This window comes from Paraburkholderia sp. UCT2 (assembly GCF_014397665.1).
Classification (GTDB): domain Bacteria; phylum Pseudomonadota; class Gammaproteobacteria; order Burkholderiales; family Burkholderiaceae; genus Paraburkholderia; species Paraburkholderia tuberum.
Genome location: NZ_VZQO01000008.1, coordinates 157,749 through 179,164, shown reverse-complemented (window position 1 = coordinate 179,164; position 21,416 = coordinate 157,749). Strand labels below are relative to the sequence as shown.

The following is a 21,416-nucleotide window of genomic DNA, read 5'->3' as shown; positions in this document are numbered from 1 at the left end:
CGAGTTGGCAAATGGAGTTGGCAAATGCGCCGGCAATGAAAGCGCGCGGGCGCTCAGGCCGTGCATCGACCCGAGCCGCCGGCTCAGGTCTGCGCGTGCTGTGACTCGCGCTCGCGCTCGCCCGCGAGCGGGTCGCGGCGCACCAGCAGCATGTGGATCTGGCGGGCGTCGCCGCGCAGGATCTCGAAGATCAGGTCGTCGAGGCGGACTTTCTCGCCCCGATGCGGCACCCGGCCGAAGTGATGCGTGACCAGCCCGCCGATCGTGTCGACTTCGTCGTCCGAATAATGCGTGCCGAAGGTGTCGTTGAACTGCTCGATCTCGGTCAGCGCGCGCACGCGGAAGCGTCCGTCCGGCGAAGCGATGATGTTGCCGCTCTCCTCGTCGAAATCGTATTCGTCCTCGATGTCGCCGACGATCTGTTCCAGTACGTCTTCGATCGTGATCAGGCCCGCGACGCCGCCGTACTCGTCGACGACCACCGCGAGGTGGTTGCGGTTCACGCGGAAGTCGTGCAGCAGCACGTTCAGCCGCTTCGACTCGGGGATGAACACGGCAGGGCGCAGCATGCCGCGCACGTCGAACTCTTCTTCGGCGTAGTAGCGCAGCAGATCTTTCGCGAGCAGCACGCCGATGATGTTGTCGCGATTGCCCTCGTAGACCGGATAGCGCGAATGCGCCTTGTCCAGCACGTAGGGGATGAATTCAGCGGGATTGTCCGCGATGTTGATCGCGTCCATTTGCGCGCGCGGCACCATGATGTCGCGTGCGCTCAGTTCCGACACCTGGAACACGCCTTCGATCATCGACAGCGAGTCGGCGTCGATCAGGTTGCGTTCGTGCGCGTCCTGCAGAATTTCCAGAAGTTCGGCGCGCGAGTCGGGCTCGGGCGAGATGAAGTCGGTCAGGCGCTCGAGCAGCGAGCGCTTTTCCTGCGGTTTGTCGAGTTGACGTCCGGTATGGCGTCGACTGGGATACGTGTCGTTCATGGTAGTGCGCCCGGCGAGACTGGGCGCGCTGTTGCAGTGCGTTAAGGATACACCAGGCGCATGGCGGAACCGTGTCCCGCCGGGCCCGGCGATGAGCGAAGCCAGGGTGAAACGGCTCCGCCGCGACGGCGGAGCGTGGAATCATCCTAACCGATTACGCGGGCAAAAGCGCTCGCTGGCAAAAAAGTCGCGGGTGGGGTTTTCGCCGAGATGCCGCGGTCACACGGCCGGCTTGCAGCGCGCGAGCAGCGCTTCGAGCCCGCGGTCCGGCATGCCGCTTTCGCGCAGCGCGTGCACGGTGCGGCTCACGTAATCGAAGGTCGTGCCGTAGCGGCCACTCGCGCAGCCCAGCACGGTCTGGATGATGTCGTCGCGCAACTTGCCGGTGTAGCTCGGCACGTCGCGGCGCATCACGAATGCGAGCGCGTCGACGCGCCGGCCGTCCGCGAGCACGCACGGCAGCCACGCGGGACGGTACGAGCCCATCGGCATTTCGCGGCGCCACAGTGCTTCGAGATGCGGCCTCGAGCCATCGGCCGCGAGCCGGAAGGCCATGCCGGTGCACGAGCCGCCGCGATCGAGCGCGAGCACGAGGCCGGGCTGCTCTGGCGTGCCGCGATTGACTCGCGACCACAGATAGAGGCCGCGGTGATAGCCGTGCACCTTCGAGCGCATCGCCTCGACGGTCGGCAGACCCGGGTTCCAGATCAGCGAGCCATAGCCGAACAGCCACAGATCGCTTTGGCGGTCCCAGCCGCGCAACGTGGATTCGAGCGACGCGCGCAGTTCGTCGTCCGTCAGAAGCCGCGAGTCGCCGAGCACCGGCGGGTAGTCCGGACAGCGCACGGGGATATCGGATTCGGGGGACGGAGTGCTCACGGTGGGTGCGGGCGGGCTGGCGTCGAGGAGGGGCGGAACGCCTATTGGTAAGGGTCCGGAAAGCCGAGCTTGCCGAGGATTTCGGTTTCGATCGCTTCCATTTCCTCGGCTTCTTCTTCGACCTCGTGGTCGTAGCCCTGTGCATGCAGCGTGCCGTGCACGAGCAGGTGCGCGTAATGCGCGGCGAGCCGCTTGCCCTGCTCGGCGGCTTCCTTCTCGACCACCGGGCAGCACAGAATCAGATCGCCCGTGACCGGATCATCTTCCGATTCGGCATAGGCGAAGGTCAGCACGTTGGTCGCGTAATCCTTGCCGCGATAGGTGCGATTCAGCGTGCGGCCTTCTTCGGCGTCGACGAACCGAACCGTCAGTTCGCCGTCCGCGAACAGCGCCGCCTTGATCCAGCCGGCCACCGTCGCGCGCGGCAGCAGCGCCTTGTGTTCCGGCCAGGTTTTGGCGGCGGGGAATTGCAGGCTCAACGTCAGTTTCGGGGTGCGGCTCATGCGGTTTCTATGCGTGGCATTCCTGGCTCAGTCTTTTTTTTGCGGCGAGGCGACGCGGGCCTCGCGCTGCGAAGCGCATCGCTTTAGCGCGGATCGACCGCGGCCGGCGACTTCTGCGCATGCGCATCGTACGCCTCCACAATTCGCGCGACCAGCGGATGCCGCACCACGTCCGCGCTCGTGAAACGCGTGAGCGCGATGCCGCGCACGTTCGCGAGCACCTGTTGCGCTTCGATCAGCCCGCTCTTCTGGCCGCGCGGCAGATCGACCTGGGTCGTGTCGCCGGTGACGACCGCCTTCGAGCCGAAGCCGATTCGCGTGAGGAACATCTTCATCTGCTCGGGCGTGGTGTTCTGCGCCTCGTCGAGGATGATGAACGCGTGATTCAGCGTGCGGCCGCGCATGTATGCGAGCGGCGCGATTTCGATCATCTGCCGCTCGAACATCTTCGCGGTTTTGTCGAAGCCGAGCAGGTCGTACAGCGCGTCGTAGAGCGGGCGCAGATACGGATCCACTTTCTGCGCGAGATCGCCCGGCAAAAAGCCGAGCCGCTCGCCCGCCTCGACGGCCGGGCGCGTCAGCACGATGCGTTTGACCTGGTCGCGCTCGAGCGCGTCGACCGCGCAGGCCACCGCGAGATAGGTCTTGCCGGTGCCGGCGGGGCCGACGCCGAACGTGACGTCGTGCGACACGATCTGCTTCAGGTACTCGCGCTGCGCCGGCGTGCGGCCGCGCAGATCCGCGCGTCGCGTGTACAGCTTCGGGCCGTATTCCTCGAAGTCGTCCTCGCTCGCATTGGCGTCGGCGGGCTGGTCGAACGGGTGATCGGGATTGCCGGCGAAGTGCGCGTCGACGGGGTCGCCATTGCCATTGCCGTTGCCATTCGAACGATGACGCACCGGATGACGCACTTCGACGAGCGCGAGCTGGATGTCGTCGACCGACAAAGGCTCGCGCGCGTTGTTGTAGAAGTTTTCGAGCGCGGTGAGCGCGAGTTTCGCGCCGCGCCCGCGGATCGCGATGCGGTGGCCGCGGCGCTGCAGGGTCACGTCGAGCGCCTGCTCGATCTGCCGCAGATTTTCGTCGAGCGGTCCGCAGAGGTTGGCGAGCCGCGCATTATCTTCGCGCGGTGCGGTGAATTCCAGAGGCTGCTGAGTGGTCTTCAAGGCGGTGAGTCTATCCTGTCGGTTGCGGTACTCGGAATGTCGTTCAATGCGTCGTCGCGGTGCTGTCGTCGTGAACCATCACGAGTTCACCACGCAGCGAGTGTGGATACGCGTGCACGATCTTCACGTCGACCATCTGACCGATCAGCCGTGCATGCGACGCGACCGGCGCCGGGAAATTGACGACGCGGTTGTTCCCGGTGCGGCCCGCGAGCTCGTTCGGGTCCTTGCGCGCCGGGCGCTCGACCAGAATGCGTTCGACCTTGCCGACCATCGCGTCGCTGATGCGCTGCACGTTCTCTTCGATCGTGGCCTGCAGATGTTGCAGGCGCTTGAGCTTCACCTCGCGCGGCGTGTCGTCGTGCAGGTTCGCGGCCGGTGTACCGGGACGCGGGCTGTAGATGAACGAGAAGCTCGTGTCGTACTTCATCTCTTCGACGAGCGCCATCATCTTCGCGAAGTCTTCCTCGGTCTCGCCGGGGAAGCCGACGATCATGTCCGTCGACAGCGACAGGTCCGGGCGGATCGCGCGCAGCTTGCGGATCACCGACTTGTACTCGAGCACGGTGTAGCCGCGCTTCATCGCCATCAGGATGCGGTCGGAGCCGTGCTGCACCGGCAGATGCAGGTGGCTGACGAGCTTCGGCACCTTCGCGTAGGTGTCGATCAGGCGCTGCGTGAACTCCTTCGGATGCGACGTCGTGTAGCGGATCCGTTCGATGCCGGGGAGGTCCGCGACGTATTCGATCAGCGTGGCGAAGTCGGCGATCTCGGTCGAACCCACGGTCAGCGCGCCGCCGAATTTTCCACGATAAGCGTTCACGTTCTGGCCGAGCAGCGTGACTTCGCGCACGCCCTGGTCGGCGAGGCCGGCGATTTCGGTCAGCACGTCGTCGAGCGGACGCGACACTTCCTCGCCGCGCGTGTACGGCACGACGCAGTAGCTGCAGTACTTGCTGCAGCCTTCCATGATCGACACGAACGCGCTCGGACCTTCGACGCGCGCCGGCGGCAGGTGATCGAACTTCTCGATTTCGGGAAACGAAATATCGACCTGCGCGCGGCCGCTCGCGCGGCGCTCGTCGATCATCTGCGGCAGGCGGTGCAGCGTTTGCGGACCGAACACGATATCGACGTACGGCGCGCGCGCGACGATCGATGCGCCTTCCTGACTCGCGACGCAGCCACCCACGCCAATGATCAGATTCGGATTCGCGTCCTTCAGCTCGCGTACGCGGCCGAGGTCGGAGAAGACTTTTTCCTGCGCTTTTTCGCGCACCGAGCAGGTATTGAACAGGATCACGTCGGCGTCTTCCGGCGTGTCGGTCTTGACGAGTCCTTCAGCGGCACCGAGCACGTCGACCATCTTGTCGGAGTCGTACTCGTTCATCTGGCAGCCAAAGGTCTTTACATAAACTTTCTTGGTCATTGAATTTCGCCGGTCGCAGTGGTTAACCTGGGGGCGTCGTAAAAAGGTGAAGGAGGCCGCGGCGCGGGGCAGCGCGGAGCGTGACGGCCAGCTTGCGCGTGTCTTTGCAGCGTAACTGGATATTATAGCCCTTCACGCAACGGGGTTTCGGCGCTCATTGGCCGGTCCGGCGGCAGTCCCAGCAGGCTTTCCAGTTCATCCGACACCTGCGCGAAGCGCTCGGCGAGGAAATCGAGCAGCACGCGCACGCGCGGCGCCATGAAGCGATTGCGGTGATACAGCGCGTGCAGCGGCGCATCGGGGTAGCGCCATTCCGGCAGCAGGATCTTCAGGCGGCCGGCGCGCAGGTCCGCTTCCACGTCCCACATCGATTTGATCGCGATGCCGTAGCCGCGCAGCGCCCATTCGCGCGCGACCGCGCCGTCGTTGGTTTCGCGCGCCGCTTCGAACGGCACGCTGTAGTGCTGCACCTCGTCACCGCGCGTGAAGCGCCATTCGCTGGCCGGCCCCGATGCGGTGCCGAGCACGATGCAGTCGAAATTGGCGAGGTCGAGCGGGTCCTTCGGCTCGCCGCGACGCCCGACGTATTCGGGTGATGCGCACAGCACCCGCCGGTTCGGCGCGAGCCGGCGCGCGACCAGCGAGCTGTCCTGCGGCACGCCGAAGCGGATCGCCAGATCGATGTCCTCCTGCACGAGATTGGCCAGCGCATCCGACAGCGTCAACGCGAACGTCACGTCCGGGTACAGCGCGTTGAATTCGTCGAGCCAGTGCATCAGCAGGTTGCGGCCGAAGTCCGAGGTCGCCGACACCCGCACCTTGCCGCGCACGACGTTCTGGCCCGCTTGCAGCGCGGCTTCGGCGTCGTCCAGCGATTGCAGCGCCTGGCGGCAGCAGTTCAGGTAGAGGCGGCCTTCGTCGGTGAGCCATAGCTGCCGCGTGGTGCGCTCGAACAGGCGCGCTTTGAGCCTCGCTTCCAGTTTCGCGAGCCGCGCGCTCGCCGCGGCGGGTGTCAGGCCCATCTTGCGGCCCGCCGCCGACAGGCTGCCTTGCTGCGCCGCTTCGACGAAGAGGCGGATGTCGCCGAGGTTATCCATCGCTGGCTTTCAAGCAGAATTTGAAAATGCTTCAAATGCTACGCCAATTATCAAATTGGCGTCACGCCGCGACAATGCAGCCGTCGAAACTTCCGCTGCTGTCCTTCGTCATGCAACTCGGTCACGCGACCTTCGTCACCGCCGACCTCGATTCCGCCCGACGTTTCTTCGTCGACATCGTCGGGCTCATCGAAGGCGCGCGCCCGCCGTTTTCCGTCGACGGCTACTGGCTGAACGCAAGCGGCCGCCCGGTAGTGCATCTGATCGCCGCGCCGGCTTCCGGCGCGGCGGGCCGCGTCATGCCGCGCATCGATCACATCGCCTTTCGGCTCGATAGCGCCGGCGAATGGCAAGCGTTGCTCGAGCGGCGCGCCGAGCCCTTCAACCCAAACCCTGATCCCACCTCATTCCCGGAGCGGAAAAATGCCCATGCCATTACTCGCGCTCGCGATTAGCGCATTCGCCATCGGTACCACCGAATTCGTCATCATGGGCCTGTTGCCCGAAGTGGCGCGCGATCTGGCCGTGTCGATCCCGTCCGCGGGCCTGCTCGTCAGCGGCTATGCGCTCGGCGTCGCGGTCGGCGCGCCACTGCTCGCGGTAGTCACGAGCAGGATGTCGCGCAAGTTCGCGCTGCAGCTGCTGATGGGCGTGTTCATCGTCGGCAATGTGTTGTGCGCGGTGGCGCCGGGCTATTCGGTGCTGATGATCGCGCGCGTCGTGACCTCGTTCGCGCACGGCTCGTTCTTCGGCATCGGCGCGGTGGTCGCGGCCTCGCTCGTGCCGGCCGAAAAGCGCGCGAGCGCGATCGCGCTGATGTTCACGGGCCTAACGCTCGCGAACGTGCTCGGCGTGCCGTTCGGCACCTTCATCGGCCAGCAGTTCGGCTGGCGCGCGGCGTTCTGGATCGTCAGCGGCTTCGGCGTGCTGTCGCTCGCGGGCATCAGCGCGCTGGTGCCGAACCGCCACGACACCGGCCCCGCCGGCCTCGCCCACGAAGTGCGCGTGCTGCAAGACCCGCAAGTGTGGAGCGCCCTCGCGATGACGGTGCTCGGCTTCGGGGGCGTGTTCGTCGTGTTCACCTATATCGCGCCGATTCTCGAGCAGGTGAGCGGTTTTTCGCCGCGCGGCGTGACGCTGATCCTCGTGCTGTTCGGCGTGGGCCTGACGATCGGCAACATGGTCGGCGGCAAGCTTGCGGACCGCGCGCTGATGCCGTCGCTGATGGGCATTCTCGCCGCGCTCGCGGTCGTGATGGCGATCTTCGCGCGCACCAGCCATTCGCAAGCGGCTGCCGCGATCACGGTGTTCGTGTGGGGCATCGCGGCGTTCGCGACGGTGCCGCCGTTGCAGATGCGCGTGGTCGAGAAGGCGGCCGCCGCGCCGAATCTCGCATCGACGCTTAACATCGGCGCGTTCAACGTCGGCAATGCGGCGGGTGCGTGGCTCGGCGGTCTCGTGATCAATCACGGTCACGCGCTCGATACCTTGCCGTGGGTCGCGGCCGCGGTCAGCGTCGCCGCGCTGCTGCTGACGTGGTTCGCGGCGCGCATGGATGCGCCGGCGCGCGCGCTCGCGCAAAGCGCGTGAGTCGTCAGTTGCTTGCCTCCGCAATGCTGATAACAGTGTGAAGATAACTTCGTTGGGTGCGGCGAAAGCCGATGCTATCTTGCTTCCACTTACTGCTCTCGCGCCGCCTGGCGGCGCTCTGGAGGCCAATATGCATTCGCCGCTCGCGCTGGTCCGCGATCCCTCTGCCGATGCCGACACCGACGCGGCGTCGCGCTCCGCCGAACCCTTCGATGCGCTCGAACAGCTGGTCGGCGTGAATCTGGCGCGGCTGCGCGCCGAACGGCAGCTTTCGCTCGATGCGCTGGCGCGCGCGTCAGGCGTGTCGCGCGCGATGCTCGCGCAGATCGAATCGGCGCGCAGCGTGCCGTCGATCAAGGTGCTGTGCAAGGTGGCGGCGGCGCTGAAGGTGTCGGTGGCGGCGTTCCTGCGGCGTCACGCGACCAACGGCTTCGAGCATCTGCCGGCCGAGCGCTCGGCCCGCGTGGTCAGCGCGAACGGTCGCTACTCGGTGCGGCCGCTGCATCCCGACGACGAGTCGATCGCCGCCGAGTTTCACGAACTGCGGATCGCCCCGCTACATACCGAAGCGGGCGTGCGCCGCGCGCCCGGCACGACGGTGAATCTGGTGGTCAGCGACGGTACGCTCGAAGTCAGCGTCCACGACCAGCGTCAACTGCTCGCGACCGGCGACGCGATCGTGTTCGACGCCGACCAGCCGCACAGCCTGCGCAATCCCGGCGACACCGAGGCGCGCGCGTTTCGCGTGACGCTGCGGGCTGAGACGCCGCCGCGCTGGGAAGTGCCGGCCGCGGGCGCCGCACGCGACGAAGCCGCACGCGAAGGTGTGCCGGGTTGAGAATCGACGGCGTCCGAGGTTCAGGCGCGGGTCAGGGCGTCGATGCAGGTCAAATGCAGTGAGTAGGGTCTTTGTTCGTCGCGCTGCAGCGCTCGCGCGACTGTTGTATGCTTCGCCCGCCGGTCGAACCGGCAATCAGTGCGTCTTCAGGGCGGGGTGAAATTCCCCACCGGCGGTGGGCCGGCAGCGCGACAGCGTGAGCCGGCAAGCCCGCGAGCGCCCGCATCGAGCGGTCTTCGAGTGTTGGAGACAGCGGCGGGGTCAGCAGATCTGGTCAGAACCCAGAGCCGACGGTCATAGTCCGGATGGAAGAAGATGTGCAGATAGTCATGTGCGTTCCGTGACGCCGCCCGTGGTTCTGGCGGCGCATGTGCGCCCGCTTTTGCGGGACGCTCGACGGCGCGTGCCAGTCTGTTTGCAATGCCCTGAAACGTTTCTCGCCCAACTTTTGCGATGAGCGTTTCAACTATGTCCTTTGCTACTTTTCCTGCTCCGTCGACGATTGCAGACGATGCCTTCGCCGATCTCCCGCTGCTTGCCACCGAAGCCGTTCCGCCGCGTATCGCCGCCGCCTTGCAGGCGCTGCGCGAGGGCCGCGCCGTGGTGCTGCAGGACGACCACGACCGCGAGAACGAAGCCGATCTGATCGTCGCGGCCGAGCGCCTGTCGGTCGAAACGATGGCGCTGCTGATCCGGGAATGCAGCGGCATCGTCTGCCTGTGCCTGCCCGACGACAAGATCCGCGCGCTCGAACTGCCGCCGATGGCCGTCAACAACGAAAGCCGTCACGGCACCGCGTTCACGGTGTCGATCGAAGCGCGCGAAGGCGTCAGCACCGGCGTGTCCGCGCAGGATCGCGTGACCACGATCCGCGCCGCGATCGCCGATACGGCCCAACCCGCCGACATCGTGCGCCCCGGCCACGTGTTCCCGCTGCGCGCGACGCCGGGCGGCGTGCTGGCGCGGCGCGGCCACACCGAAGGCACCGTCGATCTGGCGATTCTCGCGGGCCTGAAGCCGGCCGGCGTGCTGTGCGAACTGATGAACGCCGACGGCACGATGACGCGCGGCGCGGACGTCGAGCGCTTCGCCGCGCAACATGATCTGCCGATGCTGACGATCGCCGAGCTGGTCGAGTTTCGCGAGTCGCTCGCGCAGGTGCGCGAGGGCGCGATGGTCGAGGCTTGACGGGCCGTCCATCGAGCGGCACGCGACGCCATGACGCAAAAAAAAGCCGGTTCTTCGGAAGAAGAACCGGCTTTTTTATCGGCGTTGCGCAAAACCGCTACGACTGCACGTCGCCGAATTCGCCGCGCACGCCCGCCTCGATGAGCGCCGGCAGTTCATCCATATGCTTGATGATTCGCGTGATACCCATCGCGCGCAGCGCATCCGCGTAGCCGTCCGGAATATGGCTCGCGCCGACGAACGCGATCGTCTTCATGCCTGCCGCGCGCGCCGCGTTCAACCCCGCGACGCTGTCCTCGACGACGAGGCAACGCGCCGGCACGACGCCAAGCGTCGTGGCCGCGAACAGATAGACGTCCGGATACGGCTTCGGCCGCGCGACCTGCTCGGCGCTGAACACGCGCTCGCCGAAAATCTGCTGCAGACCCGCGCGCCGTACCGATGCGGCGACGCGCGACATACGGCTGTTCGACACGACCGCAGCCGGCAGCGTCACGCGTTGCAGCGCGTCGCGCACGCCGTGGATCGGGCCGAGCGACGCGGCGAGCGCGAGCTCGACGTGATGCTCGATCGTGTCGAGGAAGTTCACAGGCAGCGTGATGTCGAACTGCGTTTCGAGGCCGGCGAGAAAACGCGAGGTTTGCTGGCCGAACGCGGTTTTGACGACGGGGGCGAAATCGATGCCGGGGAAGGTGGCCGTCAGCGTGTCGAACATCACGCGATCGGCGATGACTTCACTGTCGACGAGCACGCCGTCGCAGTCACAGATGAGGTGGTCGATCATGCCTGAAAAACGGTAAGCGCAAGGCGCGCGGGCGGCGGGTTGCGGGCCCGCGCGCCGGGATGAAAAGCGTCATCATACGTACTTTCGGACCAGGTCCTTTTGGCGTTCTGCGCGCCCGCGGCCTTACGGCGTATCGGCCCAGGCCTTCGCCGCGCGGATGGCGCGCTGCCAGCCATCGAGGCAGGTCCTGACCTCCGCAGGCGGTAGCGCCGGCGTGAAGCGGTGCTCGAGCTTCCACTGGCTTTTCAACTCGTCGATGTCCTTCCAGTAGCCCACCGCAAGACCGGCCAGATAGGCGGCGCCGAGTGCGGTGGTCTCGGACACCTGGGGGCGCACCGTGTCGACGCCGAGGATGTCGGCCTGGAACTGCATCAGCAGATTGTTCGCGCAGGCGCCGCCATCCACGCGCAACTCGCCGATGCGAATGCCCGAGTCGGCTTCCATCGCCTTCAGCACGTCGAGCGATTGATAGGCGATCGAATCGAGCGCCGCGCGCGCGATATGCGCGGAGGTCGTGCCGCGCGTGACGCCGAACAGCGTGCCGCGCGCATGCGCGTTCCAGTGCGGCGCGCCGAGGCCGGCGAACGCGGGCACGAGATACACGCCGTCGCAATGCGGCACGCCGCGCGCGAGCGTTTCGATTTCCGCCGCGTTCCTGATGATGCCGAGGCCGTCGCGCAGCCACTGCACCACCGCGCCGCCGATGAAGATGCTGCCTTCGAGCGCGTAGTCGATACGCTCGCCGATCTGCCAGGCGATCGTCGTGACGAGATTGTTGTTCGATTCGATCGGTTTGGCGCCCGTGTTCATCACGAGGAAGCAGCCGGTGCCGTAGGTGTTCTTGACCATGCCGGACTCGGTGCACATCTGGCCGAACAGCGCGGCGTGCTGATCGCCGGCGATGCCCGCGAGTGGAATCTTCGACGCGAACACGGTGGTCACCGTCGGTCCATACACCTCCGACGACGGCCGTACTTCCGGCAGCATGCTGCGCGGAATGTCGAGCGCGGCGAGCAGTTCGTCGTCCCACTTCAGGGTGTGGATGTTGAACAGCATCGTGCGCGACGCGTTGGTCACGTCGGTGACGTGCAGCGCGCCCTTCGTGAAATTCCACATCAGCCAGCTGTCGACGGTGCCGAACGCGAGCCGGCCCTGACGCGCTTTTTCGCGCGCGCCTTCGACGTTGTCGAGAATCCAGCGGATTTTGGTCGCCGAGAAATACGAGTCGATCGGCAAGCCGGTCTTCGCGCGCACGCTCGCTTCGAAACCCTGCGCTTTCAGGTCGTCGCAGAAGTCGGCGGTGCGGCGGTCCTGCCAGACAATCGCGTTGTAGATCGGGTGGCCGGTTTCGCGATCCCACACGATCGTGGTTTCGCGCTGGTTCGTGATGCCGATCGCGGCGATCGACGTGCCGTTCATGCCGGCTCGCGTGACCGCCTCGGCGGCGACGCCGGCCTGCGTCGACCAGATTTCCTGCGGATCGTGCTCGACCCAGCCCGGTTGCGGGTAGATCTGCTGGAATTCCTTTTGTGCGGTCGACACGACGTTGCCGCGCCGGTCGAACAGCATCGCGCGCGAGCTGGTGGTGCCTTGGTCAAGCGCGAGAACGTACTGATCCAGCATTGTCTCTTCTCCATGCATGTTACGGATCGCCGGATTGCTGGCCGGCGATGCGAGCGGCGTGTTGTCGTGAGCGGGCCGCCATAGTGTGAGGGCGCGTGCCGGTGTCGTCCAGCCGAAGCTGCGGTGGGGCCGGCCCGGGACGCGGATGGTGTGCGCCGTTTCTACGGGCTAGCGCCGTTTGCTTCCCCCGGCATTGGCGCCGCGTTGTGTTTGCCGCCGCTTTTGTCGGGGCATGCCAGTTTGCCCGGCCGGGCCGCCTACGCGTTCTGCCGGGCCGGTTCGCGCGCGAACCACGCGTCGATATCGCGCGTAACCTCATCGAGCGTGCCCGGCTCGACGTGCAGGCCGAGCTTCGAGCGCCGCCACAGCACGTCCTGCGCGGTGCGCGCCCATTCGGTATCGCGCAGATAAACCAGCTCGGCTTCGTGCAGTCCCGGCGCGAACTCGCGACCGAGCTCGGCGCGCGAGCGCGCGAGGCCGATCACGCGATTCGCGCGCGTGCCATACGCGCGCGCGAGCCGAAGCGCGAGCGACGCCGGCAGCCACGCATGCTCGCGCGAGAACTCACCGAGGAAGCGATTGAAGTTCGCCTGTGCGATGTCGCCGCCCGGCAGCGGCGCGTCGACGGTCCACGCGGACCCGCCGTGGCGCAGCGCGTCGGTGAGCGTATCGACGGCCTGCTCGGCGAGCTTGCGAAACGTCGTGATCTTGCCGCCGAACACCGACAGCAGCGGCGCCTGGTCCGCGGGCGCGTCGAGTTCGAGCGAGTAGTCGCGCGTGACCGCCGACGGATTGTCCGCGTTCTCGTCCTCCAGCAGCGGGCGTACGCCCGAATAGCTCCAGCGCACGTCGGCCGGCGAGATCTTCTGCCTGAAGTAGCGGTTGATCGAATCGCACAGATACTGCGTTTCGTTGGCGTCGATCGCGACTTGCGACGGGTCGCCGCGATATTCGAGGTCGGTGGTGCCGATCAGCGTGTAGTCGTGCTCGTAGGGAATCGCGAAGATGATCCGCTTATCGGCGTTCTGGAAGATGTACGCGTGGTCGTGCTCGAACAGGCGCCGCGTGACGATGTGGCTGCCCTTGACGAGCCGCACGCTATGCGCCGATGGTCGGCCGAGCGCGCCCTTCAGCAGCTCGCCGACCCACGGGCCCGCCGCGTTCGCGATCGCGGCGGCGCGCACGTCGAGCGTCGTGCCGTCCGCGCGTTGCAGTTGCGCGCGCCACTCGCCGCCGGCGCGCTCTGCGTTGACCAGTTTCGTACGGGTGAGGATCGTCGCGCCGCGCTCGTGGGCGTCGAGCGCGTTCAGGACGACGAGGCGCGCGTCGTTGACCCAGCCGTCCGAATAAACGAAGCCGCGCTTGATCGTTTCGACGAGCGGCGCGCCGGCCGGATGCCGGCTCATCACGATGCCGCGCGAGCCCGGCAGCAGCTCACGTTTGGCCAGATGGTCGTACAGGAACAGACCCGCGCGGATCAGCCAGGCGGGGCGCAGATCCGGCATATGCGGCATCACGAAGCGCAGCGGCCAGATGATGTGCGGCGCCGCGCGCAGCAGCGTCTCGCGCTCCTGCAGCGCCTTGCGCACGAGCCCGAACTCGCGGTACTCGAGGTAGCGCAGGCCGCCGTGGATCAGCTTGGTACTTGCCGACGAGGTGTGCGCGGCCAGATCGTCCTGCTCGCACAGCAGCACCGCCAGGCCGCGGCCGGCCGCGTCGCGGGCGATGCCGGCGCCGTTGATCCCGCCACCGACGACGAGCAAATCGTATTTCGTGCCTTGCGTCACCTGGTGAGCCTCTGCATCGAATCTGGGAGTAAGTTGGAAAGCCAATTGAACGAATCATGTTCGTTTTCGAACTTTAATGAACGTATTCGAAAAAGTAAAGTTCGCTTCGACCCGGGCGAGCCTGGGTCGAATGGCACGGGAGTGGCACAACGCGCGACCGCGGACGATACTCCCGGTAGTAGCCATTTCGAGGTGATGTATGCGTGGACTTTTGATGATCGGCGCGGCGGCGCTGCTGGCGGGATGCGTGAGTACGCCGAGTCTGGAAGGGACGAGGGGCGCAACGTCGTTCGAGGCGTTACAGAAGATGTGCTCGCCGCAAACCGTCGACTACGGCAGCGACGCGCAGAACGTCTATGAGACGTTCTTCGATGCCTATGTGGCGAACCGGCGCGGCCGGCTGTCGAACGACGACTTCTGCGCGTTCCAGGCATCGATCGCGCAGCGCCATGCGAGCGAGGCGACGAGCAGCGATCCGAAGGTGCGCAACCAGTGGGTCGAGTTCTTCAACGAGCAGCGGGCAAGGGCGATCAGCTGGCGTGCGAGTGCCGATCCGACCTTGCGTAACGGGTAAGCAGCAGCAGGTTGACCGGCGAGCCGGTTCACTTGTGCGGCGCCAACGCTCCGCGCCACAGCATGCGCAAAAGCTGCGCGAACACGGCTTCACGTGATGGCTGCGGAGCTCCGTCGCCAGCGGAGTCGGCCTGTTGCGCCGCCGACGGCGGTAGCTGGTTCGCGAGCGCAAGCATCGTGAAGCCGTGCAGGCTCGTCCAGTACGCATAGCCGATCAGGCGCGGATCGCCTTCGAGAATACCCGCCTCGACGAGCCGCTCGAAGTGCGCTTCCAGCAGACGCCACGCGCGCTGCGACGCCGCGGCCAGTTCAGGGTAAGCGCCTTGCTGTTGCGGCGTCTGATCGAACATCAAACGGTAGGCGTGCGGTTCATCGAGCGCGAAGTCGACGTAGGCCCGGCCGACGGCGCTGTGATCGATGGCGGGGGCGTTCGCGGGGATGCCGCGCGCGGCCGCTTCGAGGCGCGCGGCGAAGCGGTTGAACGCGGCGGCGCGGACCATCGCCAGAATTTCTTCCTTGTCGCGGAAATAGCGATACGGTGTCATCGCACTGCAGCCGAGCTCCTTCGCCAGCTCGCGCATCGTCACGCCTTGCGCGCCGCGGGTCGCAAAGGCGTTTTCGGCGACGCGTCGCATGGCTTCGCGAAACTGCTGGATGTCGTCGGCGGAGAGCGTCTTGGGCATGCGCGAGGGCGGGGAAGTCCGTCGCGTGAATTTACTGTGTAAATGAGATGCGCACAAAGGGCCGCGAAGGCGGCCCGCTGTCAGGGAATTGAACGATACGAGCCCGGCAGTCGCGAGCGAAGCGAGCGGGGAATCCGCCAGGGCGGCGCGGATACGCCGCCAACGGCTCTCGGATTGAACGACAGGGAATCTCAGGAAAAACGTTTGATGGCCCGCAATGCGGTGTCGCCGGTTTCGGTCACGCGCCATTCTTCGTTGCCCGATGCGAGGCGTTCGAGTTGCACCAGTTGGCGTTCGAGCAACGCATCGAGTTCTTCTCGGTCCATTTCGACCTGGTTGGGGGCGTCCTTGACGAGTAACAACGTGGCGAATTCATGCGGACTCAGCATCGTTCTCTCCATGTCAGCAAATTGCGGACAGCCTTGCAGTCGACCGGCAGGCCGGGGCGGGGTCCGCTAAGGATCAGGGCGGGAGGTACGGCTTACACGACAGATTCACAAACCGACGCCGTGCGAAACTCGCAACGCACGTTGGGGAACTGGAGTGTAGGCGAGCACCGATGAAACGCCAACCTGGTCCCCGTAAATTTTCCATTTGACAATTGGTCGCGCGATAGGCGGTCCGGCCCCGCAGCCAGATTCTTGATTTCACGCGAGGTTTTGCGTGCACCGCAGCATGGCGGAGATCGCCTGGAATTATCCGGCGATATAGATTTGACAATTCGCGGCGTTCAGCGCCTCGGCCATGTCGGCGGCCGGCGCGGCGTCGGTGAACAATGCGTCGATCTGCTCCAGATGTCCCTGGCGAACTAGCGCCGGGCGGCCAAACTTGGAGTGATCGGCGGCGAGGAACACGGTGCGTGCGTGCTCGATGATCGCCTCGGCGACACGCACTTCGCGCGTGTCGAAATCGCGCAGCGTACCGTCCGTTTCGATGCTCGACGTGCCGATGATCGCGAAATCGACTTTGAACTGCCGGATGAAGTCGATCGCCAGTTCACCGACGATGCCCTTATCCCACGGCCGCACGATGCCCCCCGTCACCAGCACTTCGCAATCCGGGTAGCCGCTCATCATGCTCGCGACGTTCAGATTGTTCGTGATCACGCGCAGTCCACGGTGGCGGTTCAGCGCGCGTGCCACTTCCTCGGTGGTCGTGCCGAGGTTGATGAAGAGCGATGCCTGATCGGGAATGTGAGTGGCGACTAGCGCCGCGATACGTCGTTTTTCTTCATGAAACATGCGCTGGCGCGCGGTGTAGGAGACGTTCTCGGAACTGGTCGGCAGACTGGCGCCGCCGTGATAGCGGCGCAGCAGATTCATATCGGCGAGCCAGTTGACGTCGCGGCGGATCGTCTGCGGGGTGACGTCGAAGTGGCTCGCGAGGTCGTCCACGGTCACGAAGCCGTCGCGTTGCACCCACTCCAGCAATTCCTGTTGCCGGGCATTGAGAGTCAGGCGGGGGTCTCGTGTCATGTGTCTCGGGTGGTGGCTGTCGTGTCGGCGTGGTCCGTCGCGATCATCGAGCGGCTGGCAGGAAGCCCGCCGTCGACGAACGCGATTGCGGCTATTGTAAAACCATCGCGCCCCTTGTCCGCCAACTGGCGCAATCCGCTGGCACCCGCCGCGAACGCTCCGGACCTGCTCGAACCTTCATTCAGGTGCAAGACGCATTTATTCATTTGATAAATGAATTTGTTTTTTGGTGCGCTTCGCGATGCAATCTTGGGTTCTGCGATTTACCTGCCTTACAACCTTTCCCATGATGTCCGGCGACTTTTTCGTGCCGGCCCGCGCTTTCGAGAGTGTTCGACATGACTGGCTTCAGCAACTGGCAAAACCCTTATCCGACCCAACGTCTGCCCGTATTCGCACGCAATATCGTTTCGACCTCGCATCCGCTCGCGGCGCAGGCTGGGCTGCGCATGTTGTGGAAGGGCGGCAACGCCGTCGACGCGGCCATCGCGGCCGCCGCAGCGATCACAGTGGTCGAGCCGGTGTCGTGCGGCCTGGGCGGCGACGCGTTCGCGCTCGTGTGGGACGGCAAGAAGCTGCATGGTCTGAACGCGTCGGGCGTGTCGCCGGCTGCGTGGAACGTCGATTACTTCAAGCGCAAATACGGCGAGGAAAACGGCTTCGCGAAACAGCCGAAGCGTGGCTGGGACGCCGTCACGGTGCCGGGCGTGATCGCCGGTTGGGAAGCGCTGCACCAGAAGTTCGGCAAGCTGCCGTTCGCCGACCTGATGGAGCCGGCCATCGAGATCGCCGAGCGCGGTCACGCGGTGGCGAGCATCGTCGCGTACAAATGGGCGGCCGCAGTGCCGGAACTGAAGGATCAGCCGGGCTTCGCGCAGACCTTCATGCCGCGCGGCCGCGCGCCTGAGGTCAGCGAGCTGGTGCGCTTGCCCGGTCACGCGAAGACGCTGCGCCTGATCGCCGAGCAGGGCCCGCGCGCGTACTACGAAGGCGAGATCGCCGAGCGGATCGCCGCGTTCGCACGCGAAGGCGGCGCCGCGCTAAGCGCCGACGATCTGCGCAACTACCGCGCGGACTGGGTCGAGCCGATCGGCAAGGACTATCGCGGCTACACCGTGCATGAGATTCCGCCGAACGGCCAGGGCATCGCGGCGCTGGTCGCGCTCGGCATCCTCGAGAAGTTCGACGTGAAGTCGCTGAAGGTCGACAGCGTCGAGTCGCAGCATCTGCAGATCGAAGCGATGAAGCTCGCGTTTGCCGACCTGTATCGCTATGTGGCCGATCCGCGGTCGATGGAAGTCACGCCCGAGCAGATGCTCGACGACGCGTACCTGAGCTCGCGCGCGAAGCTGATCGATCCGAAGCGGGCGACGCACTTCGACTTCGGCATGCCGAAGGCGGGCGGCACGATCTACATGTCGGCCGCGGACGAGAGCGGCATGATGGTCAGCTTCATCCAGTCGAACTACATGGGCTTCGGCTCGGGTGTGGTCGTGCCGGACAGCGGCATCGCGCTGCAGAACCGCGGCTGCGGCTTCTCGATGGATCCGAAGTCGCCGAACGTCGTCGAGGGCGGCAAGCGGCCGTTCCACACGATCATCCCGGCGTTCCTCACGCAGCAGGTGAACGGTCAGCAGGAAGCGGTGATGAGCTTCGGCGTGATGGGCGGCGACATGCAGCCGCAAGGCCATCTGCAAACGGTGGTGCGCATGCTCGATTACGCTCAGCAGCCGCAGGCCGCGTGCGACGCGCCGCGGTGGAAGGTCAACCGCGACTTCACGGTCGATATCGAGTCGACGCTCGATCCGAAGACCACCGAGGGCCTGCAGAAGCTCGGCCACACGATCAAGTCGGTCGACGATCCGTACATGGACTTCGGCTCCGGCCAGTTCATCTGGCAACTCGATCGCAACGAGCCGGAGCGCGGCTACGTGGCGGCCAGCGACAGCCGCCGCGACGGTCTCGCCGCCGGCTTCTAGGCCACGACGAGGCAACGCCCGGGGCCGAGGTTCGCACCGGGACTCAGGTCCGACACCCGGTAACACGTAACGAACGCGCGGCATGGCGTATGCCGCGCTATTGCGCGCCCGCCAGCCGCCTCGCTGACCCAGGCGGTGGCGCACCTACCACAGCTATCGTGCAGCAGACCATCATGAACACCCCCGCGTCGCACTCGACGACCGCTTCCCCCCACGCCGCGCCGCTTTCGAAAGCGATGGTGCGGCGGATCGTTTTCTCGTCGTCGATCGGTAACGCGCTCGAGTGGTTCGACTTCCTGGTCTACGGCTACTTCGCGACGATCATCGCGAAACAGTTCTTCCCGATGCAGGACGAGTGGCTGTCGACGCTGCTCGCGATCGCCACTTTCGGCCTCTCGTTCCTGATGCGCCCGCTCGGCGCGATCGTGCTCGGCGTGTACGGCGACCGCAAGGGCCGCAAGGCGGCGCTCACGCTCGCGATCGCGCTGATGATGGTCGGTACTTTCACGATGGCCGTGATGCCGCCGTTTTCGACGATCGGTCTCGCGGCGCCGCTGCTGGTGCTGCTGGCGCGGCTCGTGCAGGGCTTCGCGGTCGGCGGCGAGTTCGGCAGCGCGACCGCGTTCATGGTCGAGCACAGCGCGACCCGGCGCGGCTACTACGCGAGCTGGCAGTTCGCGAGCCAGGGTCTCGCGGCGATCACCGCGGCGGCCTTCGGTTCGCTGCTGACCGCGTGGCTGCCGGCCGAGCATCTGAACAGCTGGGGCTGGCGTGTGCCGTTCGTGTTCGGTCTGCTGGTCGGGCCGGTCGGCTACTACATCCGCTCGCATCTCGACGAGACGCCCGAATTCCTCGCATTGCGAGAAGAACGCGCGGCTCGCGAGGCGGCTGGCGAGCACAAGGTCGTCAGCGGAACGAAGGACGCGTCGTTCTCGAATCAGTGGGTCAACCTGCTGCTCGCGATCGGCATGGTTGCGCAGTCGACGGTCGGCGTGTACGTGCTGCAGCTCTACATGCCGCTTTACGCGGTCAAGCAGCTGCATATGGCGGCGGCCGCGTCGTTCGGCGTGGTCGTGCTGAACGGCGGCATGCAGTTCATCTTCTCGCCGATCATGGGCGCGCTGTCCGATCGCATCGGCCGAATTCGCATCATGCTGAGCACGTCGATCCTGATGGGCCTGCTGATCTATCCGATGTTCGCATGGCTGCAGACACATCCGACGATTGGCTGGCTGCTCGTGCTGCAAGGCGTCGCCGGTATTTTCAAGGCCTCGTACTCGGGGCCGATGCCCGCGCTGATGTCGGAGATCTTCCCGACCGAGGTGCGCTCGACTGGCCTTTCAATCGGTTACAGCATCGGTGTGACGATCTTCGGCGGCTTCGCGCCGACCATCGTCGAAACCTTCATTCATTTGACCGGCGACAAACTCGCGCCAAGTTATTACGTCCTGCTTGCGGCGGTACTTTCGGGCGTATCGCTGATCATCGTCGCGCTGCGCATGCGTCGCGTGCGTCCCATCCCGGGCGACGTCCAACCTGCCTGAGGAAGAGGGGCCCGCCCAAAGGGGCCGCCCAAGGGGGCCCGCGTAGGGCGCCCGCCCGTGTCCCCAACCCCGCCGGGTCTGATGTCTGTCCGAAAAGCCAGCCTTTTGGGCTGGCTTTTTTTGCCTTGCGCACATCGTTTTAACACGTTGGAAGATTTCGACTATCTTGAAATCGGAACTGCGTCGATGCGGCATGGTCTGTGCTGTGTGATCTGCATGGTCGGATATCTCCGGCTAAGATGCAGAGTACAAGGGCCCAACTCTAATTCACGGCGTTGTATCCGACACGCAGAAACATCACGGCGAGCGCGGTGGCAGTTGCGAAGAACTCCACGGGTCGGTACAGCATGGGAGCAAGACACGATGCACACAGAGCTGAACCATGTCATGCCCTGGCGGATCGAAGACATCGATCTGACGCGCATTGACCGTCAGAAGGCCGCGGCCAACGAGGACCTGCTGCTGTTGTTGTGCGCGGCTTCGTTCATCGAAAGCGGCACCGATCTCTACACCAGCAATCTGAGTACGTTTTTCAACGACGATCCCGAGGTCTCGGCCTGGCTCAACCACGAGTGGGAGCCCGAGGAAATGCAGCACGGCCGGGCGCTGAAGACCTATATCGCGTATGTATGGCCCGAGTTCGACTGGGACACCGCGTTCCGCAATTTCATGCGCGAGTATTCGCTCACGTGCTCGGTCGAGGATTTCGAAAAGACCCGCGCGCTGGAGATGGTCGCACGTTGCGTAGTCGAAACGGGTACCGCGACGCTGTATCGCGCGATCAACGAGTGCTCGGACGAAGCGGTCCTCAAGCAGATCACCGACAACATCCGCACCGACGAAGTCCGTCACTACAAGCACTTTTTCAGGTACTTCAAGAAGTACAACCGGATCGAGGGCAACGGTAGGCTCGCGGTGCTGGGCGCGTTGATGCGTCGCGTGATGGAAATCAAGAACGAAGATTCGGAGATCGCGTTGCGGCACGTGTTCGCGATTCGCTATCCGGAGCGCGTGCACGACTCCGCGTATAACCGCGAGCGGGCGGCGCGCATCAACAAGCTGGTGCGCCGCAATCTGTCCGCCGACATGTGCGTGAAGATGCTGCTCAAGCCGCTCGATCTGCCGGCGCGCATTCAGCCAAGTGTGCATTATCCGCTCGCGAAGATCACGCAGCACGTATTCTTTCGCTGAGCTATCGATCGTCGCGCGAGGCATCGGCTGAATGCAGTTGCAACGACCTGACGAAACGAACCGGAGCCCGCTTATGCGGGCTTTGGTTTTTTCGAGGC

General features: G+C 65.3%; 20 protein-coding genes and 1 riboswitch. Of the genes, 8 read left to right on the top strand and 12 right to left on the bottom strand.

Features of this window, described 5'->3' with window-relative positions; all coding sequences use genetic code 11:
• Positions 1-83: 83 nt before the first annotated feature.
• From F6X39_RS09580 to F6X39_RS09555, 6 genes are all read right to left on the bottom strand, one after another.
• Complete coding sequence (locus F6X39_RS09580; protein WP_187609955.1) at positions 84-989, bottom strand: HlyC/CorC family transporter; 906 nt, start codon at positions 987-989, stop codon at positions 84-86.
• A 219-nt stretch (positions 990-1,208) separates the two neighbouring features.
• The gene (locus F6X39_RS09575; RefSeq protein WP_187616444.1) at positions 1,209-1,868 is read right to left on the bottom strand and encodes a gamma-glutamylcyclotransferase; all 660 of its coding nucleotides are present in this window, start codon (positions 1,866-1,868) and stop codon (positions 1,209-1,211) included.
• 41 nt (positions 1,869-1,909) lie between these two features.
• Positions 1,910-2,371, bottom strand: coding sequence for an rRNA maturation RNase YbeY (gene ybeY, locus F6X39_RS09570; RefSeq protein WP_187616443.1), 462 nt, complete (start codon positions 2,369-2,371; stop codon positions 1,910-1,912).
• A gap of 83 nt (positions 2,372-2,454) precedes the next feature.
• Complete coding sequence (locus F6X39_RS09565; RefSeq protein WP_184066673.1) at positions 2,455-3,537, bottom strand: PhoH family protein; 1,083 nt, start codon at positions 3,535-3,537, stop codon at positions 2,455-2,457.
• A 43-nt stretch (positions 3,538-3,580) separates the two neighbouring features.
• Complete coding sequence (gene miaB / locus F6X39_RS09560; RefSeq protein WP_187616442.1) at positions 3,581-4,966, bottom strand: tRNA (N6-isopentenyl adenosine(37)-C2)-methylthiotransferase MiaB; 1,386 nt, start codon at positions 4,964-4,966, stop codon at positions 3,581-3,583.
• Between the two features lie 122 nt (positions 4,967-5,088).
• Positions 5,089-6,063: a LysR family transcriptional regulator gene (locus F6X39_RS09555; RefSeq protein WP_187616441.1), complete on the bottom strand. Its 975-nt coding sequence runs from the start codon at positions 6,061-6,063 to the stop codon at positions 5,089-5,091.
• Between the two features lie 110 nt (positions 6,064-6,173).
• On the opposite strand from F6X39_RS09555, the gene F6X39_RS09550 reads away from it, so the two are divergent.
• The 4 genes from F6X39_RS09550 to ribB all read left to right on the top strand — a co-directional run bounded on the left by F6X39_RS09550 (position 6,174) and on the right by ribB (position 9,679).
• Positions 6,174-6,518 carry a VOC family protein gene (locus tag F6X39_RS09550; protein ID WP_187616451.1) on the top strand — a complete coding sequence of 115 codons (345 nt, stop codon included), beginning with the start codon at positions 6,174-6,176 and terminating at the stop codon, positions 6,516-6,518.
• Positions 6,487-7,653 (top strand): MFS transporter, encoded by a 1,167-nt coding sequence (locus tag F6X39_RS09545; RefSeq protein WP_187616440.1) that lies wholly within the window; start codon positions 6,487-6,489, stop codon positions 7,651-7,653. Before F6X39_RS09550 ends, F6X39_RS09545 begins: the two co-directional genes overlap by 32 nt.
• A gap of 130 nt (positions 7,654-7,783) precedes the next feature.
• Positions 7,784-8,491 (top strand): helix-turn-helix domain-containing protein, encoded by a 708-nt coding sequence (locus tag F6X39_RS09540; RefSeq protein WP_187616439.1) that lies wholly within the window; start codon positions 7,784-7,786, stop codon positions 8,489-8,491.
• Positions 8,492-8,629: 138 nt separating this feature from the next.
• Positions 8,630-8,812, top strand: a riboswitch (FMN riboswitch).
• 147 nt (positions 8,813-8,959) lie between these two features.
• Entirely contained in the window at positions 8,960-9,679 is a 720-nt protein-coding gene (gene ribB, locus F6X39_RS09535; RefSeq protein ID WP_187616438.1) for a 3,4-dihydroxy-2-butanone-4-phosphate synthase, read from the top strand.
• 97 nt (positions 9,680-9,776) lie between these two features.
• Here ribB and F6X39_RS09530 read toward each other — a convergent pair whose 3' ends face one another.
• From F6X39_RS09530 to glpD, 3 genes are all read right to left on the bottom strand, one after another.
• A complete protein-coding gene (locus tag F6X39_RS09530; RefSeq protein WP_184022959.1) occupies positions 9,777-10,463 on the bottom strand; it encodes an HAD family hydrolase in 687 nt (228 codons plus the stop codon).
• A 123-nt stretch (positions 10,464-10,586) separates the two neighbouring features.
• Positions 10,587-12,086: a glycerol kinase GlpK gene (gene glpK / locus F6X39_RS09525; protein WP_187616437.1), complete on the bottom strand. Its 1,500-nt coding sequence runs from the start codon at positions 12,084-12,086 to the stop codon at positions 10,587-10,589.
• 257 nt (positions 12,087-12,343) lie between these two features.
• Positions 12,344-13,873 carry a glycerol-3-phosphate dehydrogenase gene (gene glpD, locus F6X39_RS09520; RefSeq protein ID WP_187616436.1) on the bottom strand — a complete coding sequence of 510 codons (1,530 nt, stop codon included), beginning with the start codon at positions 13,871-13,873 and terminating at the stop codon, positions 12,344-12,346.
• A 199-nt stretch (positions 13,874-14,072) separates the two neighbouring features.
• Here glpD and F6X39_RS09515 point away from each other — a divergent pair, with 199 nt between their 5' ends.
• Entirely contained in the window at positions 14,073-14,447 is a 375-nt protein-coding gene (locus F6X39_RS09515) for a hypothetical protein (protein WP_184050855.1), read from the top strand.
• A 28-nt stretch (positions 14,448-14,475) separates the two neighbouring features.
• Here the strand turns inward: F6X39_RS09515 and F6X39_RS09510 are convergent, their stop codons facing one another.
• From F6X39_RS09510 to F6X39_RS09500, 3 genes are all read right to left on the bottom strand, one after another.
• On the bottom strand, positions 14,476-15,129 hold the full coding sequence (locus tag F6X39_RS09510; protein WP_187616435.1) for a TetR/AcrR family transcriptional regulator: 654 nt from the start codon (positions 15,127-15,129) through the stop codon (positions 14,476-14,478).
• Positions 15,130-15,320: 191 nt separating this feature from the next.
• Positions 15,321-15,518, bottom strand: a complete 198-nt coding sequence (locus tag F6X39_RS09505; RefSeq protein WP_167368606.1) for a hypothetical protein — start codon at positions 15,516-15,518, stop codon at positions 15,321-15,323.
• A gap of 306 nt (positions 15,519-15,824) precedes the next feature.
• Complete coding sequence (locus F6X39_RS09500; RefSeq protein ID WP_184022964.1) at positions 15,825-16,604, bottom strand: DeoR/GlpR family DNA-binding transcription regulator; 780 nt, start codon at positions 16,602-16,604, stop codon at positions 15,825-15,827.
• Between the two features lie 338 nt (positions 16,605-16,942).
• Here F6X39_RS09500 and ggt point away from each other — a divergent pair, with 338 nt between their 5' ends.
• The 3 genes from ggt to F6X39_RS09485 all read left to right on the top strand — a co-directional run bounded on the left by ggt (position 16,943) and on the right by F6X39_RS09485 (position 21,318).
• Positions 16,943-18,583: a gamma-glutamyltransferase gene (gene ggt / locus F6X39_RS09495; protein ID WP_187616434.1), complete on the top strand. Its 1,641-nt coding sequence runs from the start codon at positions 16,943-16,945 to the stop codon at positions 18,581-18,583.
• Between the two features lie 173 nt (positions 18,584-18,756).
• A complete protein-coding gene (locus F6X39_RS09490) occupies positions 18,757-20,127 on the top strand; it encodes an MFS transporter (protein WP_187616433.1) in 1,371 nt (456 codons plus the stop codon).
• A 363-nt stretch (positions 20,128-20,490) separates the two neighbouring features.
• Positions 20,491-21,318 (top strand): ferritin-like domain-containing protein, encoded by an 828-nt coding sequence (locus F6X39_RS09485; RefSeq protein ID WP_187616432.1) that lies wholly within the window; start codon positions 20,491-20,493, stop codon positions 21,316-21,318.
• The last annotated feature ends 98 nt before the right edge of the window (positions 21,319-21,416 follow it).